The 17,121-nt window shown below is 68.9% G+C and carries 12 protein-coding genes; 6 read left to right on the top strand and 6 right to left on the bottom strand.

From position 1 onward, the window contains the following. Nucleotides 1-31: 31 nt before the first annotated feature. Both HWX39_RS07385 and grpE read right to left on the bottom strand, forming a co-directional pair. Nucleotides 32-442 (bottom strand): thioredoxin family protein, encoded by a 411-nt coding sequence (locus HWX39_RS07385; RefSeq protein ID WP_175958223.1) that lies wholly within the window; start codon nucleotides 440-442, stop codon nucleotides 32-34. A 10-nt stretch (nucleotides 443-452) separates the two neighbouring features. After that, nucleotides 453-998: a nucleotide exchange factor GrpE gene (gene grpE, locus HWX39_RS07380; RefSeq protein WP_175966598.1), complete on the bottom strand. Its 546-nt coding sequence runs from the start codon at nucleotides 996-998 to the stop codon at nucleotides 453-455. 355 nt (nucleotides 999-1,353) lie between these two features. On the opposite strand from grpE, the gene HWX39_RS07375 reads away from it, so the two are divergent. Continuing rightward, nucleotides 1,354-1,515 carry a hypothetical protein gene (locus HWX39_RS07375; RefSeq protein WP_006476841.1) on the top strand — a complete coding sequence of 54 codons (162 nt, stop codon included), beginning with the start codon at nucleotides 1,354-1,356 and terminating at the stop codon, nucleotides 1,513-1,515. Here the strand turns inward: HWX39_RS07375 and HWX39_RS07370 are convergent. The 3 genes from HWX39_RS07370 to hrcA all read right to left on the bottom strand — a co-directional run bounded on the left by HWX39_RS07370 (nucleotide 1,487) and on the right by hrcA (nucleotide 4,384). Then, complete coding sequence (locus HWX39_RS07370) at nucleotides 1,487-1,894, bottom strand: RNA-binding S4 domain-containing protein (protein WP_175966596.1); 408 nt, start codon at nucleotides 1,892-1,894, stop codon at nucleotides 1,487-1,489. The genes HWX39_RS07375 and HWX39_RS07370 overlap by 29 nt on opposite strands. A gap of 5 nt (nucleotides 1,895-1,899) precedes the next feature. After that, nucleotides 1,900-2,964, bottom strand: coding sequence for a ferrochelatase (hemH, locus tag HWX39_RS07365; RefSeq protein WP_175966594.1), 1,065 nt, complete (start codon nucleotides 2,962-2,964; stop codon nucleotides 1,900-1,902). 397 nt (nucleotides 2,965-3,361) lie between these two features. Continuing rightward, entirely contained in the window at nucleotides 3,362-4,384 is a 1,023-nt protein-coding gene (gene hrcA / locus HWX39_RS07360) for a heat-inducible transcriptional repressor HrcA (protein ID WP_175966592.1), read from the bottom strand. Between the two features lie 131 nt (nucleotides 4,385-4,515). Between hrcA and HWX39_RS07355 the strand changes: the two genes are divergently transcribed. Both HWX39_RS07355 and recN read left to right on the top strand, forming a co-directional pair. Beyond that, the gene (locus tag HWX39_RS07355) at nucleotides 4,516-5,418 is read left to right on the top strand and encodes an NAD kinase (RefSeq protein WP_175958219.1); all 903 of its coding nucleotides are present in this window, start codon (nucleotides 4,516-4,518) and stop codon (nucleotides 5,416-5,418) included. A gap of 19 nt (nucleotides 5,419-5,437) precedes the next feature. Continuing rightward, complete coding sequence (gene recN, locus HWX39_RS07350; RefSeq protein WP_175966590.1) at nucleotides 5,438-7,087, top strand: DNA repair protein RecN; 1,650 nt, start codon at nucleotides 5,438-5,440, stop codon at nucleotides 7,085-7,087. A gap of 114 nt (nucleotides 7,088-7,201) precedes the next feature. Here the strand turns inward: recN and glnE are convergent, their stop codons facing one another. After that, entirely contained in the window at nucleotides 7,202-10,003 is a 2,802-nt protein-coding gene (glnE, locus tag HWX39_RS07345; RefSeq protein WP_175966587.1) for a bifunctional [glutamate--ammonia ligase]-adenylyl-L-tyrosine phosphorylase/[glutamate--ammonia-ligase] adenylyltransferase, read from the bottom strand. A gap of 226 nt (nucleotides 10,004-10,229) precedes the next feature. Between glnE and HWX39_RS07340 the strand changes: the two genes are divergently transcribed. From HWX39_RS07340 to tldD, 3 genes are all read left to right on the top strand, one after another. Continuing rightward, entirely contained in the window at nucleotides 10,230-14,432 is a 4,203-nt protein-coding gene (locus tag HWX39_RS07340) for an AsmA-like C-terminal region-containing protein (protein ID WP_175966585.1), read from the top strand. 46 nt (nucleotides 14,433-14,478) lie between these two features. After that, on the top strand, nucleotides 14,479-15,306 hold the full coding sequence (locus HWX39_RS07335) for a carbon-nitrogen hydrolase family protein (protein ID WP_175966583.1): 828 nt from the start codon (nucleotides 14,479-14,481) through the stop codon (nucleotides 15,304-15,306). Nucleotides 15,307-15,391: 85 nt separating this feature from the next. Then, entirely contained in the window at nucleotides 15,392-16,858 is a 1,467-nt protein-coding gene (gene tldD / locus HWX39_RS07330; RefSeq protein ID WP_059236024.1) for a metalloprotease TldD, read from the top strand. Nucleotides 16,859-17,121 lie beyond the last annotated feature (263 nt).

Genomic DNA, 17,121 nt, shown 5'->3' with positions numbered 1-17,121 from the left:
ACCCGACGAGCGATGCGGATATTAAATTTTTTCAATCGCCGCCGGCTAGCGGATCGCCACCTGCCGCGGCGATTTTCGCGCGTGCCGCCGACACCGCTGCCTGGAACTGCGCGAGGCCATGCCAGCCCGTCGCGCGGCCCAGCCGCTTGCCGCGGTGGAAAAAGAACCACGTCGGCACGCCGTGCAGCCCGAAGCGGCGGCCCAGCTGGTGGTGTTCGTACACGTTGCAATGGAACCACTTCAAGTCCAGCGCGCGGATCGCATCGGGCTGGGCGAGCATCGCCTTCTTCGCGATCTCGCAGTTGAAGCAGTCGACGCCCCAGAAGAACACCACCGCGAGCGCATCGCCCGCGCCGTCGATCGCCGCGTCGAACGTGCCGGCGTCCAGTGCCCGCATGTCGAACGCGTCGAACGCGGCCGGATCGACGCCGGCAGGCAGCATCGCGACGGCCTTACTTCGGCTGCGCGACGGTGACGAGCGCCGGACGCAGCACGCGGTCGGCGATCGTGTAGCCCTTTTGCAGCACCGTGACGACGGTGTTCGGCTCCTGCTCGGCCGGCACCATCGAAATCGCCTGGTGCTGGTGCGGATCGAACTTCTCGCCGACCGGGTTGATCGCGACGACGCGGCCCTTCTCGAGCGCGCTCGTCAGCTGGCGCAGCGTCAGTTCGACGCCTTCGCGCACCTTCGCGATGTCGCCGGACGTATCGTTGACGGCCGCTTCCAGGCTGTCCAGCACGGGCAGCAGGTGCTCCGCGAAGCTCTCGATCGCGAACTTGTGCGCCTTCGAGACGTCGTCCTGCGCGCGGCGGCGGACGTTCTCGGTCTCGGCCTTCGCCCGCAGGTAGCTCTCCTGCAGCTCGGCGACCTTGGCTTGAGCCTCCGCGAGCGCCGCGTCGGCTGCTTCGGCGGCGGGGGCGGCGCCTTGCGCCGCCGGCTTCTCGCTGCCGATATCTTCGGCCGATTGGGGTGCCGGGTTCTCTTGCGTGTTTTCCATGTCGCTGAAAGTCGATTAGAGGTTAAAGCCAAATCGGCAACCACCGGACCGTATATCCGGCGGCACCGCACATTGCTGGTGCAAATAAGGGTGATTACGACGATTTCAAGGGGGTGATTCGCCGGCATTCTCCAATGCAGCGAAACAACCGCGCGTCACGCCGGGGCATCGCCCGCATGGTCCGTCAGATCAGGCGAAACGGGCTGTAACAACGCTTACCTGGCGGGTACTAGCTTGGCACAGGCCCACTGCACTACACTGCACTCAAGCGTAGGAAAAGCGTGTTTACCCCTAGCTGACCGCCGCCTGACATTCACCTGGCGCCGCATTCACCCGTCTTCTCGAGGGGAGTACCGTGAAACTGACCTTTGCGATATCGGTGGTCGCGCTGGTACTCATTGCCGGCACCACCACCATCTGCCTGTCGGGAGCCGTTACCGACCGCACGACCGAATACGGAAGCGCGCGGGCGACGTTCGACCAGATGTTCAGCTCCCACCAGAAAATCTGTCGATGATGCGCCGGTCGCGCTTCGTCGGCCGGCCGTGCAATTCGGCTGCCGGCTCGCGATACGTGCGACGCCGCTCCAGTTCGGCGAGCCGCGCGGCCCGCCCCGCTCCCGTTTCCTCGTAAAGCGTCTGCGCGACGCTCGCCGGCCCGCGCACGTCGCACACGCCAAGCACGGCAATGTGCCAGACGATGCCGTCGATCGCAATCTCGACTTCGTCGCCCACGCGCACTTCCTTCGCCGGCTTGACTGCCGCGCCACCGATCTTCACGTGCCCCTTGTCGACCGCATCGGTCGCGAGCGAGCGCGTCTTGAAGAACCGCGCCGCCCACAGCCATTTGTCGATGCGCAGCTTCGCGCCCGGTTCGGTCGAGATCTTGTAATTCATCGCGCTTAACTCACCATTTCGGGCTGCGCGGCCCTGACCGGCCAGCCCTGCAGATTCTCGGCGACGATCTCGCCGAGCGCACCGATCCACGCGGGCGCGCCGTTCAGGCACGGAATCCGGTGGAACGCCTTGCCGCCGCCGGCGAGGAATTCGTCGCGCACCTCCATGCCGATCTCCTCGATCGTCTCCAGGCAATCGGCCGTGAAACCGGGACAGAACACGTCGGCCCGCCGCACGCCGGCCTCGCCGAACTCGCGCAGCGTAGGCGCGGTGTAGGGCTGCAGCCATTCGGCCTTGCCGAACCGCGACTGGAAGGTGATGCGGCATTCGGTCGTCGACAGCCCGAGCGCGGCCATCAGCAGCGCGCCCGTCTGCTGGCACTGGTCGTGGTAGGGGTCGCCGAGGTCGAGCGTGCGCTTCGGCACGCCGTGAAAGCTCAGCACGAGTTTGTCGCCGGCCGCGAAGTCGGGCCGGCCGTGCTGCGCCCAATACTGGCGCACCTGCTCGGCCAGCGCATGGATATAGGCCGGATGGTCGGCGTAGTGCCGCACCGTGCGCACCTCCGGCTGGTTGCGCATGCGCGCGAGCGCGTTGAACGCGGCGTCGAAGGCCGTGGCCGTGGTCGACGCCGAGTATTGCGGATACATCGGCATCAGCAGCACGCGCTCGACGCCCGCACGCTTGAACTGCGCGAGCGCGTGCGAAATGTTCGGGCTGCCGTAGCGCATCGCGTAGTCAACCTGCACCTGATAGCCGTTCGACGCGAGCAGGTGCCGCACGGCATCGGTCTGGCGCTCGGTGTACACGCGCAGCGGCGAGCCCTCGGGCATCCAGACGGCCGCGTATTTCTTCGCGGACGCGCGGCCGCGCAGCGGCAGGATCAGCGTGCGCAGCAGCACCTGCCAGACGGCCTGCGGAATCTCGACGACCCGTGGATCCGACAGGAATTCGGCCAGGTAGCGCCGCACCGCGCGCGGCGTCGGGGCGTCGGGTGTGCCGAGATTGATCAGCAGCACACCGATGCGATGGGCAGCCGCGGTGCTCGAAGACGGCTCAAGATCGAAACGCATGGGCAATAACGTGCTCGGGGCACGGGACCGGACGGCTCTCAATTATAGCGGGCCGCCCCGCGCCGGTCGGCCAGGGCCTGTTCCCGCTCATGACGAGCTTGCGCCGGACGCCAGAAGGCCGACTGCAACGCGCATGGCGCCGCGATCGGCGCTTCTGGCGGCCAGCCCGACAAAAGATCGATTCCAATCAGGGGAGCGAGCGTTGCCGGCCGCATTGCGGCGGCGCGCGTCGCTTGTTTGGCTCGGCCAAATGGTGCGCCTTGCTTCCTGCACGGCGACCGGCAACGCTCGTTCGCAAGCCCGTCATGAGCGGAACCGGCCCTGTCGTTCGGCCGACTGCCGGCACGCGCGGTGCCGAGGCAAGATGACGGGGCGGGATCGGGCCGGCGACGGCAGGCTACTGCTGGCTCAGCGTGAGCGACAGCAGGCGCGCGGTGATGTCGACGATCGGTATCACGCGGTTGTACGCCATGCGGGTCGGGCCGATCACGCCGAGCGTGCCGACGATCTTCCCGTTCACCTCGTAAGGCGCGGTCACGACGCTCATTTCCTCGATCGGCACGAGCGTCGATTCGCCGCCGATGAAGATCTGCACGCCCTGGGCGTGGCTCGACACGTCGAGCAGTTGCAGGAGGCCCGTCTTTTGGTCGAATACGTCAAACAGCTTGCGCAGCCGCGCCATGTCGGACGAGAGATCCGCCACTTCGAGCAGGTTGCGCTCGCCGGAAATCAGCACGGTGTCCTCGGTGTCGGGCACCTCGGTGCTGGCCGTCACGGCCGCATGCATCAGCGCGGTCATGTCGCCGCGCAGCTGGTCGATCTCGTCGCGCAGGCGGCGGCGCACCTCGTCGAACGACAGTCCGGCGAAATGCGCGTTGATGTAATTGGACGCCTCGGTCAGTTGCGACGGCGAGTAATCGCGCGGCGTCGCGAGCATCCGGTTCTGCACGTCGCCCTCGGGCGTGACGATGATCAGCAGGATGCGCTTGTCCGACAGGCGCATGAACTCGATCTGCTTGAACACGTGGCTGCGGCGCGGCGTCAGCACGACGCCCGCGAACTGCGACAGGTTCGACAGCACGCTCGCGGCGGCCGCCACGACCCGCTGCTGCGGCTCGCCGGCCTGCAACGTGTTCTGCACCTGCCGCGCGACGGCATCGGCGTCGATCGGCACCTCGACCGTCAGCATGGTGTCGACGAACAGCCGGTAGCCGCGCGGCGTCGGCACGCGGCCGGCCGACGTGTGCGGGCTCGACACGAGGCCGAGCTCCTCCAGGTCGGACATCACGTTGCGGATCGTCGCCGGGCTCAGCTCGAGCCCGGAGTAACGGGACAACGTGCGCGATCCGACTGGCTGACCGTCGGCGATATACCGTTCGATCAGGGTTTTCAGGAGGGTTCGTGCGCGAGGATCTAGCATGGTGGAAAATTTTAGCGCAACCGCGCGACCGCGGCGAGTGGCGTCGGCTACCGTTGCGCGGGTTGGCCCGATCCGGCCCCGCCCGCTCACAGCCGGTTCTTTTCGTCAACGAGCTATGGTGTAATGCCGGCATGAAAACCGGTAATCAGTTCAACACTGTCGCGCTCGTCGGCCGGAGCAACACGCCCAACATCGCCGAGCCGCTCGCCACGCTGGCCGCCTGCGTCGCCAAGCAAGGCTTCGAGGTCGTCTTCGAAGCCGAGACCGCGCGCGAGATCGGCATCACCGGCTACCCGGCGCTGACCCCGGCCGAAATCGGGGCGCGCGCCGACGTGGCGGTCGTGCTGGGCGGCGACGGGACGATGCTCGGCATCGGCCGCCAGCTCGCGCCGTACAAGACACCGCTGATCGGGATCAACCACGGGCGGCTCGGCTTCATCACCGATATCGCGGCAGCCGACATGCAGGCGCTCGTCCCGGTGATCCTGTCGGGCAAGTTCGAACGCGAGGAGCGCGCGCTGCTCGAGGCCCGGATCATGCGCGACGGCGAACCGATCTACCATGCGATCGCTTTCAACGACGTCGTCGTGAACCGCAGCGGCTTCTCCGGGATGGTCGAGCTGCGCGCGTCGGTCGACGGCCGGTACATGTACAACCAGCGTTCGGACGGCCTGATCGTCGCCACGCCGACCGGCTCGACCGCTTACGCGCTGTCGTCGGCCGGCCCGATCCTCCATCCGCAGCTGGCGGGTATCGTGCTCGTGCCGATCGCGCCGCACGCGCTGTCGAACCGGCCGATCGTGCTGCCCGACGATTCGAAAATCGCGATCCAGATCGTCGGCGGGCGCGACGTCAACGTGAACTTCGACATGCAGTCGTTCACCGCGCTCGAGCTGAACGACACGATCGAGGTGCGCCGCTCGAAGCACACGGTGCCGTTCCTGCACCCGATCGGCTACAGCTATTACGCGACACTGCGCAAGAAGCTGCACTGGAACGAACACGCCTCGAACGAAGACGACAACGCGTCCTGACGCCGCTCCGCCCGACACCATGCTCCGCCACCTCTCGATCCGCGACTTCGTCATCGTCGCCGCGCTCGATCTCGAATTCGACAGCGGCTTTTCCGTCTTTTCCGGCGAAACCGGCGCCGGGAAATCGATCCTGATCGACGCCCTTGCCCTTGCGCTCGGCGAACGCGCCGACGCGAGCGTCGTGCGCACCGGTTGCGGCCGCGCCGACATCACCGCCGAATTCACGCCGCATGACCGCGTCGCGCGCTGGCTCGACGAACACGCGTTCGACACCGAGGACACCGTGATGCTGCGCCGCGTGATCGATGCGAACGGCCGGTCGCGCGCATTCATCAACGGCACCAGCGCGACGCTCGCGCAGCTGCGCGAGCTCGGCGAAATGCTCGTCGACATCCACGGCCAGCATGCGCACCAATTGCTCATGCGGCCCGACGCGCAGCGCGAGCTGTTCGATACGCACGCGGGGCTCGTTGCCGACGCCGCGAACGTCGCACGCGCATGGCGCGTGTGGCGCGACGCGACGCAGGCGATCGACGCGGCAAAAGCGCACGAGCGCGAGCTGCAGCTCGAACGCGAAAAGCTCGCCTGGCAGCTCGCCGAGCTCGACAAGCTCGCCCCTCAGCCCGGCGAATGGGACGAAGTCAGCAACGAGCACAAGCGCCTGTCACATTCGGCGAACCTGATCGAAGGCGTGCGCGGTGCGCTCAACGCGCTGTCCGAGTCCGACGACGCGATGCTCGCGCAGCTCGGCGCGATCGTGTCGAAGCTGCGCAGCCTCGCCGACTACGACACCGCGCTCGGCGACGCGCTCGCGTCGCTCGAACCGGCCGAGATCCAGCTGCAGGAAGCGGTCTACTCGCTGTCGCACTACGCGCAGCGCATCGATCTCGATCCCGAGCGGCTCGCGCAGGTCGAAACGCGCCTCGATGCGCTGCACTCGACCGCCCGCAAGTTCCGCTTGCCGCCCGACACGCTGCACGAAGAACACGCGGCACGCCGCGCGCAGCTCGCCGCGCTCGACGCGGCCGCCGATCTCGGCGCGCTCGAGGCGGTGCAGGCCAAGGCGCGGGAAGCCTATCTCGCCGACGCGAAACACCTGTCCAAGGCCCGCGCGCAGGCCGCCAAGGCGCTCGGCACGGCCGTCACGGCCGGCATGCAGGAACTGTCGATGGCGGGCGGGAGCTTCGAAGTCGCGCTCGTGCCGCTCGCCGACGGCGGCCCGCACGGGCTCGAGCAGGTCGAATTCCGGGTCGCCGGGCACCCTGGCGTGCCGCTGCGGCCGCTCGCGAAGGTTGCGTCGGGCGGCGAGCTCGCACGCATCAGCCTCGCGCTCGCCGTGATCGCCAGCGCGGCAAGCCCGACGCCGACGCTGATCTTCGACGAAGTCGATACGGGGATCGGCGGCGGCGTCGCCGAAGTGGTCGGCCGCCTGCTGCACCAGCTCGGGCGCGATCGCCAGGTACTGTGCGTGACGCACCTGCCGCAGGTCGCCGCGCGCGGCGACCACCACTTCCAGGTCGCAAAGGGCGCCGACGACCGCGGCGGCACGGTGTCGACCGTGGTCGCGCTCGACCGCGCCAACCGGATCGAGGAAGTCGCGCGGATGCTCGGCGGGCTCGAGATCACGGCCACGACGCGCAAGCACGCGAAGGAAATGCTGGCCGCCTGACGCCGGCCGCCCGTTAGCCGTTCATCGAATGCAACAAGACCGGCGCACGCGCCGGTCTTTTTCGGGCACGGCGGCGCGATCGCTCGCCCTGCCGCACCGCATCGAACGGTCGTTTCACCTATCCGTTTCAACCGCCCCGAACACGCGCGTCCACAGCGCCGTCACGGCCGCCCGCTCGTCGGCCACCACGGCCGGATCGACCCGCGCCTTCTCCATCCCGTCGAGCCGCAGCTTGTGCTGCAGCTTCCGGTACTTCCGGTACGCCGCCCCGACCCGCTCGGCCTCGTCCTCGCCCATCAGCCCGAAGCGCGCGACCTCGCGCAGCAGCGCGATATTGCCGGTGTTGCGGATCAGCTCGGCGTCGCTCGACGCGTGCAGCAACACCCAGTACTGGACGATGAACTCGATGTCGACCATCCCGCCGCGATCGTGCTTCAGGTCGAACAGCTCGGTCTGGTTCGGGTGTCCGGCAAACACCTTGCCGCGCATGTCGACGATTTCCTTCGCGAGCACGCCGCCGTCGCGCGGCGTCGTCAGCACCTGCTGGCGGATCGCCTCGAAGTCCGCGCCGATCTGCGCGTCGCCCGCGCTGTAGCGGGCACGCGTCAGCGCCTGGTGCTCCCAGACCCACGCAGTGTTCGCGGCGTCGCCCTCGCGCAGCTGGTAGCGGCGGAACGCGTCGAGATCGGTGACCAGCAGCCCGGCCTCGCCGTTCGGCCGCAGCCGCAGGTCGATGTCGAACAGCGCGCCCGCCCCGGTCGCCGTGGTGAGCCACGTGATGAGCCGCCGCGTGAAGGTCGTGTAGACGTCCGCCGAGCGCTCGTCGGCGTCGTCGTACAGGAAGATCAGGTCGAGATCCGATGCGTAGCCGAGCTCCTTGCCGCCCAGCTTGCCGTACGCGATCACCGCGAACTTCGGCACGTCGCGATGGCGCTTCGCGAGCTGCGACCAGACCACTTCGATCGTCACGTCGAGCACTGCGTCGGCCAGTTCGGACAGCCGGTCGCTCACGTGCTCGACCGACAGTTGCCCGGCGAGATCGATCAGCAGTATCCGGAACACCTCCGCGTGCTGTGCGTGCCGCAGCAGGTCCATCTGCTGCTCGGGGCCGTCGGCCGCGGCGAGGCGCGCGCGCAATGCGTCCTTGAACGCGGGCCAGTCGAACGGGCTCGCGATCGCCTCGTCGTCGAGCAGTTCGTCGAGCAGCTGCGGATGGCGGATCAGGTAGCCGCCCCCCCAGCGCGTCGCACCGAGCACCGACAGCACGCGATCGAGCGCGGCCGGATATTCGGTCAGCAACGCGAGATAGACACCGCGCCGGCTGACCGTCTCGAGCAGGTCGAACAGGCGGATGATGGTTTCGTCGCGGCGCGCGGCGTCGATCCGCGGCGCGGCCTCCAGCGCGCGCTGCGCGACGCGGTCGAAGCGATGCCGGCTCTTTTCCGGCAGGCCGGTGTAGCGCGACGATTGCCAGACCGCGCGCAGCCGCGCGAGCACCGTCGCCGGATCGGCGAAGCCGAGGCCGTCGAGACGGGCCGCGAGCGCATCGTCCTCGCCGTCGTCGGCGAGCGCACTGCTCCAGATCCACGCGGCGGCCGTCTCTTCGCCCGCGCCGCAGGGCGCGCCGTTCACCTTGTCGGCGAAGATCTGGTCGAACTGCGCCTCGACGAAGTTCCGGTGCGCGTCCAGCACCGTCATCAGCGCTGCGTAGTCGGCAAAGCCCAGCGACGCGGCCAGCGCCGCGCGTTCGTCGGGCTCGACCGGCATCGCATGCGTCTGCGCGTCGTTGCGGTACTGCAGCCGGTGCTCGAGCGTGCGCAGGAAATTGTAGGCATCGGTCAGGCGCGCGCGCACGTCCTCGCCGATCAGCCCGCGCGCCTGCGCATGGCGCAGCACCGCGAGCGTCGGCCGCACGCGGAATTCCGCATCCTGCCCACCACGGATCAACTGGAACACCTGCGCACTGAACTCGATCTCGCGGATCCCGCCGCGCCCAAGCTTGATGTCGTCGGCCTTGTCGGGCCGCATCGACGCGCGACGCGCGGCTTCCTGCCGGATCTGCTGGTGCAGCGAGCGGATCGCGCCGATCACGCCGAAGTCGAGGTAGCGGCGGTACACGAACGGCTTGACGATCGACTCGAGCTGCGACTCCAGCCGCCGCGCCGCGTCGCTGTCGCCTTCCGACACGAGCCGCCCCTTGATCCACGCATAGCGCTCCCACTCGCGGCCCTGCACGTAGAAATACTCTTCGAGCATGCCGAGGCTGCAGACGAGCGGCCCCGAATCGCCGTTCGGACGCAGCCGCATGTCGACGCGAAATACGTAGCCGTCGGCGGTGACTTCCGACAACACGCCGATCAGTCTCCGGCCGAGCCGCGTGAAGTATTCCTGGGTGGGCAGCGGCGAACGCGCGCCGCCGGTCGTCTCGCCGTCGTCCTCGTAGACGAAGATCAGGTCGATGTCCGACGACACGTTCAGTTCCCGGCCGCCGAGCTTGCCCATCCCGACCACGCCGAGCACGACGCGCTGGCCGTCGGCGCCGCGCGGCTCGCCGTACAGCGCCTCGAGTTCGGCCGACAGTAGCGCGAGCGAGCGCTGCACGGCCACTTCCGCGAGATCGGTCATCGCGCCCGTCACTTCGGCGACGTCCGCCAGCCCGCGCAGGTCGCGTTCCGCGACCGCGCCGAACGCCTCGGCCCGCAGTTGCCGCAGCGCGCGCTTCAGTTGCTCCTCGGTCGGCGCGGCCGTGCCGGCCTGAGTCGCCAGCAATTCGGTGAGGCGCGCGTCGAGCTGCGCGCGACCGAGCGGCGCGGCAGCCCACGCGGCGACCTGGTCGGCGAGCGCGGGTCGCGCGGCTGACGCGCGGGCCAGGTAACGGGAATAGGACGTGCAGATCAGAGCGGAAGCGTCGGTCATCGAGAAGCGGGCCTGGCGGAAAGGCCGGCGGCGCGGGACACGCGTGCGCGCCCCGTTCCCGACCGGCCCCATGGACTCGGCGCGGCGTCGCGGGGCGTGTGCGCCCGTCGCGAAACCGCGCGCCGGAAAGCCCGTGCCGCGCTGCCGCAACGGCCGCCGGCACGAACCCGTGTGATACATTTCAACGTCAGTCTGCAAAACTACCATATCGCCGCCCGTCCGCCGCATGTCCGACCGTCAGGAATCCGCCGTAGCTGCGCCCGAAGCGGGACCTCCGAAGCACGATCATCCGGTCCTGCGTCGCGTGTTCAGGGTGACGCTGGCAGTCGGGATCGGCACCTACTTCGTTGCGTCCGGCGCATTCCTCGGGCTGCGCTATGTCCTGCTGCCGCGCATCGACGAATTCCGCCCGCGCATCGAGCGCGCGGTGTCCGACAAGCTCCACGCGCAGCTTTCGATCGGCAAGCTTTCCCCGAACTGGTCCGGCATGCAGCCGGGCGTCGAACTCACGAACCTGACGATCCGCGGCCGTGACGGCAAGGTTGCGCTGTCGGTGCCGCATGCGACGGCCGCGCTTTCATGGATGTCGCTGCTGCGGCTGTCGCCCGCGCTGTCCAGCCTGATCGTCGACCAGCCCGACCTGGTTGTCGCGCGTGCGGCCGACGGCTCGCTCAGCATCGCGGGCGTCGGCGTGGCGACCACCCATGGCGGCAACGACACGTTCGGCACGTGGCTGCTGAAGCAGGAGGCGATCGTGCTGCGCGGCGGCACGCTGCGCTGGCGCGACGCGCAGCATGACGCGCCGGAGCTCGTGCTGTCGGGCATCCGGCTCGCGGTGCTCAACGACGGCCGCGTGCACAAGGCCGCGCTGCAGGCGCCCGCGAACGGCACGCTGCTGCTCGGCCCGCTCGATTTCCGCGCGCGCTTCAAGCACAAGCCGCTCGCCCCGGTCGGCAAGCCGTCGAACTGGACGGGCGACGCGTACCTGTCGACCGGCCCGGTCGACCTGCAGACGCTGGCGCGCTACCTCGACATGCCGCTCACGATCCACGCGGGCCGGATCGACAACGCGATCTGGGCCACCTTCGGCGACGGCCATCTGCATTCGGCGGGCGGCGACCTGCAGGGCGCGGACGTCGCGCTGCGCGTGCGCCCGACGCAGCCGCGGCTCGACGTGCCGACGGTCGGCTTCGGCTGGGACATGCAGCTCGCCGCCGGCCACGACTACACGCTGCACCTGACCCGCTTCAATGCGGAGCTCGGCCAGCCGCCGTTGCCGGACGGCACGCCGCTCGCCCGCTCGCTGGCACTGTCGACGCTGACGGCCCGCTACCGCGTGCCGACCGCGAGCCAGGGGCAGCTGTTGAGCGTCGTCGGCGACCGCGTCGATCTCGGCATCCTCAGCGAGTTCATTCGCGGGCTGCCGCTGCCGGCGCGCCTGCGCAACGAACTGATCAAGATCGACCCGCGCGGGATGGTGTCGAACTATCAGATCGAGGTCGAACGCGCGAAGCCGGCGCGAGCCGACCTTGCCGACGAGGAGCGGCGCACGGGCGCCGCGCCGATCGTCCGCTACCGTTTCCTCGGCGATCTCCAGGGCATCAGCTTCGCCGCGCAAGAGCCGCCGCCGGGCCTGTCGCCACGCGGCCACCCGCGCGCCGGCTGGCCGGGCGTCGAAAACCTGTGGGGCCGCGTCGATGCGAACGAGACGGGCGGCAGCGCGCATTTCGACACGGTCAACGCGGCCGTCACGGTTCCCGGTGAATTCGACGAGCCGCGCCTGACGTTCGACCGGTTGCGCGGCAACGCCAAGTGGGTGATCACGCCCGTGGCCGGCGACAAGCACGCGCGCGTCGACGTGACGCTGCCCGACCTGCTCGTCTCGAACCCCGATGCCGAGATCGCGGTGTCCGGCTCGTACACGAACCCCGGCCACGGCCGCGGCTCGCTCGACCTGCGTGCCGATTTCGCCCGCGCGTCGGTGGCGCGCATTCCGCGCTACCTGCCGACCGGGATGTCCGAACACCTGCGCGACTATCTCGGCCACGCGCTGCAGGACGGCCAGGTGAGCAAGGGCGCATCGATCGTCGCCCGCGGCCCGCTCGAGAAATTCCCGTTCGAACACGAGCCCGACGCCGGCGTGTTCCATATCGTCGCGCCGTTCACCGGCGGCCGCTTCGAACCGACGCCGTACCCGCCGCGCAAGCTCGCGAACGGCACGCCGAGCGTCTGGCCGGCACTCGAGGGGATCGACGGCGTGCTCGAGCTCGCGCAGAACAAGCTGCGCTTCGACATCGAGCGCGCACACTACAAGCGCGTCGCGCTGACGAAGGTCACCGGCCGCATCGACGATCTGGGCAACCCGACCCACTCGCCGCTCGTCATCGACGGCCATGCGCAGGGGCCGCTGGCCGACCTGATCGACTACGCGGACAACAGCTCGCTCGGCACGATGAGCGGGCACATCGGCCAGCGGATCGAGGCGCAGGGGCCCGCGTCGCTCGCGCTCAAGATCACGATTCCGCAGCACGTCGCGCATCCGCACACGCACGTCGAAGGCGCGCTCGCGTTCGGCGGCAACACGCTGACGACCAGCGGCGTGCCGCCGCTGTCCGCGCTGCGCGGCAGTGTCCGGTTCACCGAGGCCGGCGCGTCGCTGCACGACCTGTCGGGGCGCTTCCTCGGCGGCCCGGTGCGCGCGAACGGCAACTTCCAGTCGCACGGGCCCTACTCGGTGGACGTCGACGGCCGGCTCGCGCTCGACGCCGCGCGCGGCCTGAACCTGCACGGCCCGGCCGCCGCGCTGCTCGAGCACGTGGTGGGCGACGCACCGTACAAGGTCGCCGTGCGCGGCGCGCCGGGCCGCCTGCCCGACATCAGCGCGCATTCCGACCTGACCGGCGTCGCGCTGAACTTCCCCGCGCCGTTCGCCAAGGCGGCCGGCACGCCGATGCCGTTCAGCTTCACGCTGCAACCGGCGCCGCAGGCGGACGGCAAGCGCCTCGAACATGCCGACCTGACGCTCGGCCCCGTGTCCGCGACCTATCTGCTCGACGCGACGCGCGGCCAGCCGCTGCGCGCGGTGCGCGGCGCGATGGGCATCCACCGGATGCCCGACATGCCTCAGGACGGCGTGAGCGCGGCCGTCGACGTCAACGAACTGGACGCCGATGCGTGGCTCGCGCTTGCCCATACGCTGAAGTCCGACACGCCGCGCGCGCAGGAGCCGCAGCCCGCCGCGCCGCGCGTCGATTTCGCGAGCTTCGCGCCGAAGCGCTTCGCGTTCCATTTCGGCACGCTGAAGCTGCTCAAGCGCAACTGGGAAAACGTGATCGTCGGCGCGTCGCACGTCGACGAGCTGTGGCAGGCGAACATCGCATCGAACCAGGTGTCGGGCTACCTGTCGTGGGCGCCGGGCGGCGGCCACAACGGCGCGGGCGTGCTGAACGCGCGGCTCGCGAAGCTCGTGGTGCCCGACAGCGCGCAGCACGATCTCGTCGGCCGCGCGATGAACCTGCCGACGCCGACCGACCGCCCGATGCCGTCGATCGACCTGATCGTCGACCAGGTCGTCGCGCGCGACCACGACATCGGCCGCCTCGTCGTCAATGCACGCAATATCGACGAAGCCGGCACGCCGGTCTGGCAGCTCGACAAGCTGGAGCTCTCGAACCCGGACGCGAAGCTGACGGCAACCGGCAACTGGCGCACGTCGCGCCGCGCGCTCGCCCGCGGCGTCGACGAGAACGACGCACCGCGCCGCACCGTGTTCGACTTCAAGCTCGACATCGGCAACGCGGGCGCGCTGCTCGACCGCGTCGGCCTGCCGCGCACGCTTGCGGACGGCCATGGCTCGGTGACCGGCAAGGTTGCCTGGCGCGGCGGCCCGACCGCGCTCGACTTCCCGTCGCTCGGCGGCCAGATCGCGCTCGATCTCGAACACGGCCAGATCCTGAAGGTCGATCCGGGCGCGGCGAAGCTGCTCGGCGTGCTGAGCCTGCAGAGCCTCGCCCGTTTCCTGACGCTGAATTTCCGCGACGTGATCGGCAAGGGGCTGCCGTTCGACAAGATCACCGGCACCGGCCAGATCTCGAACGGGATCGCCCGCACCGACGACTTCTCGATGATGACGGGGCCCGCGAACGTCACTGTGCGCGGTGCGGTCGATCTCGGTACCGAGACGCAGGACCTGCATGCGCACGTCGCGCCGAAAATCAGCGCGGGCGCGGCGGCAATCGGGGCGGCCATCATCAACCCGCTGCTCGGCGTCGGCGTGCTGGCCGCGAACTACGCGCTGTCGGAGACGCTGTCGCACGCGTTCGCGCTCGACTACGCAATCACCGGCTCGTGGGCGCACCCGCACATCGAGCGGGTGCGGGGCGATCAGGGTAAGATGAATCACGGTCCGGCCGATGCGGCGAACCATTGAGCCGCACGCCGAGCCGCACCCCATTTATGACGCAACCGATCCTGCGATGACCGACCACACCCGTTCCGCCACGCCCTTCCAGGTCGCCGCGCTGCAGATGGTGAGCACGCCGGACGTCGCGCGCAATCTCGCCGAAGCCCGCCGCCTGATCGCGGAGGCCGCCGGCGAAGGCGCGCAGCTCGTGCTGCTGCCCGAGTATTTCTGCTTCATGGGCCACCGCGACACCGACAAGCTCGCGCTCGCCGAACCCTACCGGGACGGCCCGATCCAGCACTTCCTCGCGGACGCCGCGCGTCGCCACGGCGTCTGGGTAATCGGCGGCACGCTGCCGCTGAAGGCGCCCGAGCCCGATCGCGTGCTCAACACGACGCTCGTGTTCGATCCGTCCGGTAACGAAGCCGCGCGCTACGACAAGATCCACCTGTTCAACTTCGAGAAAGGCGACGAGTCGTTCGACGAGGCGCGCACGATCCGCGCGGGCGATACGGTCGTCTCGTTCGACGCGCCGTTCGGGCGGGTCGGCCTGTCGGTCTGTTACGATCTCCGCTTTCCGGAGCTGTATCGCAGGATGGGCGACTGCGCGTTGATCGTCGTACCGTCGGCGTTTACGTATACGACGGGCCGCGCGCACTGGGAAACGCTGCTGCGCGCGCGGGCCGTCGAGAACCAGTGCTACGTGCTCGCGGCCGCGCAAGGCGGCAAGCACGAGAACGGCCGGCGCACCTGGGGCCACAGCATGCTGATCGACCCGTGGGGCGAGATCGTCGCGGTCCGCGACGTGGGCGCCAGCGTCGTGCTCGGCGCGATCGATCCGCAACGCATCGCCGACGTGCGTCAGAGCCTGCCCGCGTGGCGGCACCGCGTGCTGACCTGAATCCGCCGCGCCGCTTGAAACGCCGCGCGGCCAACCCATCTGCCCAGAAGCACCCGACAACTTTTTGAGAAACCCCGATATCCGCATGAACATCATCGAACCCGGCATCCGCAACCTCGCGCTGGCGAAGGACATCCTGCTCACGCCGTACGGCCTCGACGAAAGCCTGCTCACGCGCACGATCGCCGACATCTTCACGCATCGCGTCGACTACGCGGACCTGTACTTCCAGGCGACCCGCAGCGAAGCGTGGAGCCTCGAGGAAGGCATCGTCAAATCGGGCAGCTTCAGCATCGACCAGGGCGTCGGCGTGCGCGCGGTCGCGGGCGACCGCACCGCGTTCGCGTATTCCGACGACCTGTCGCCGGAAGCCATCGCGCAAGCCGCCGCAGCGACCAAGGCGATCGCGGCGGCCGGCGGCGGCCGCCAGAAGATCAAGGCGGCAACGTCGCTGAAGGGCATCTCGGGCCGCGACCTGTACCTGCCGTCCGATCCGCTCGCGTCGCTCGACGCGACGGCCAAGGTCAAGCTGCTCGAACGCATCGAGCAGATGGCGCGCGGCCGCGACCCGCGCATCACGCAGGTGATGGCGGGCCTCGCCGGCGAATACGACGTCGTGCTGGTCGCGCGCAGCGACGGCGCGCTCGCGGCCGACATCCGCCCGCTCGTGCGCGTATCGGTCACGGTGATCGCCGAGCAGAACGGCCGCCGCGAGATCGGCTCCGGCGGCGGCGGCGGCCGCTTCGACTACGGCTACTTCACCGACGAAGTGCTGTCGCGCTACGTCGACGACGCCGTGCATGCGGCGCTCGTGAACCTCGACGCCCGCCCCGCGCCGGCCGGCGCGATGACGGTCGTGCTCGGGCCGGGCTGGCCGGGCGTGCTGCTGCACGAGGCGATCGGCCACGGTCTCGAGGGCGACTTCAACCGCAAGGGCTCGTCGGCATTTGCTGGCCGGATCGGCGAGCGGGTCGCCGCGAAGGGCGTGACCGTCGTCGACGACGGCACGCTGCCGAACCGCCGCGGCTCGCTGAACATCGACGACGAAGGCAACCCGACGCAGTGCACGACGCTGATCGAGGACGGCATCCTGAAGGGCTACATCCAGGACACGCTGAACGCACGCCTGATGAAGATGCCGGTCACCGGCAACGCGCGCCGCGAGTCGTACGCGGCGCTGCCGATGCCGCGCATGACGAACACGTACATGCTGAACGGCGACAAGGATCCGCAGGAAATCATCGCGTCGGTGAAGAACGGCCTGTACGCGGTGAACTTCGGCGGCGGCCAGGTCGACATCACGAACGGCAAGTTCGTGTTCTCGGCGTCGGAGGCGTACATGATCGAGAACGGCAAGATCACCTACCCGGTGAAGGGCGCGACGCTGATCGGCAGCGGCCCCGAATCGCTGAAGGACGTGAGCATGATCGGCAACGACATGTCGCTCGACTCGGGTGTCGGCGTATGCGGCAAGGAAGGCCAGAGCGTGCCGGTCGGCGTCGGCCAGCCGACCCTGCGGATCGACCGGATGACGGTCGGCGGTACGGCATAACCGCATCGCGGCGCAGACATTCCGCGCATTTTGAAGAAAACGCGCGGAATGTCCGCATTTTCGACGTTTCCCGGTTGCCAGCCGCCCGGCGACGGGGTATAAATTCCGAATCAACTTTTTTTGACGAACCGAATCTCCGTCATGTCCGCCAAGTTTTACTTTTACTTTTTTTGGTATCTCAGACCGCTGGCGGATCGAGAGGGTTGATGGCGCGTAGAGCGCAACCGAAATTCCCGAAAAAACCGCCGGCGAACCCGGCGGTT

Origin of the sequence: Burkholderia sp. BCC0322, from assembly GCF_902833045.1 — a bacterium.
GTDB lineage: Bacteria > Pseudomonadota > Gammaproteobacteria > Burkholderiales > Burkholderiaceae > Burkholderia.
This window is presented reverse-complemented; position numbering and strand designations above follow the sequence as displayed.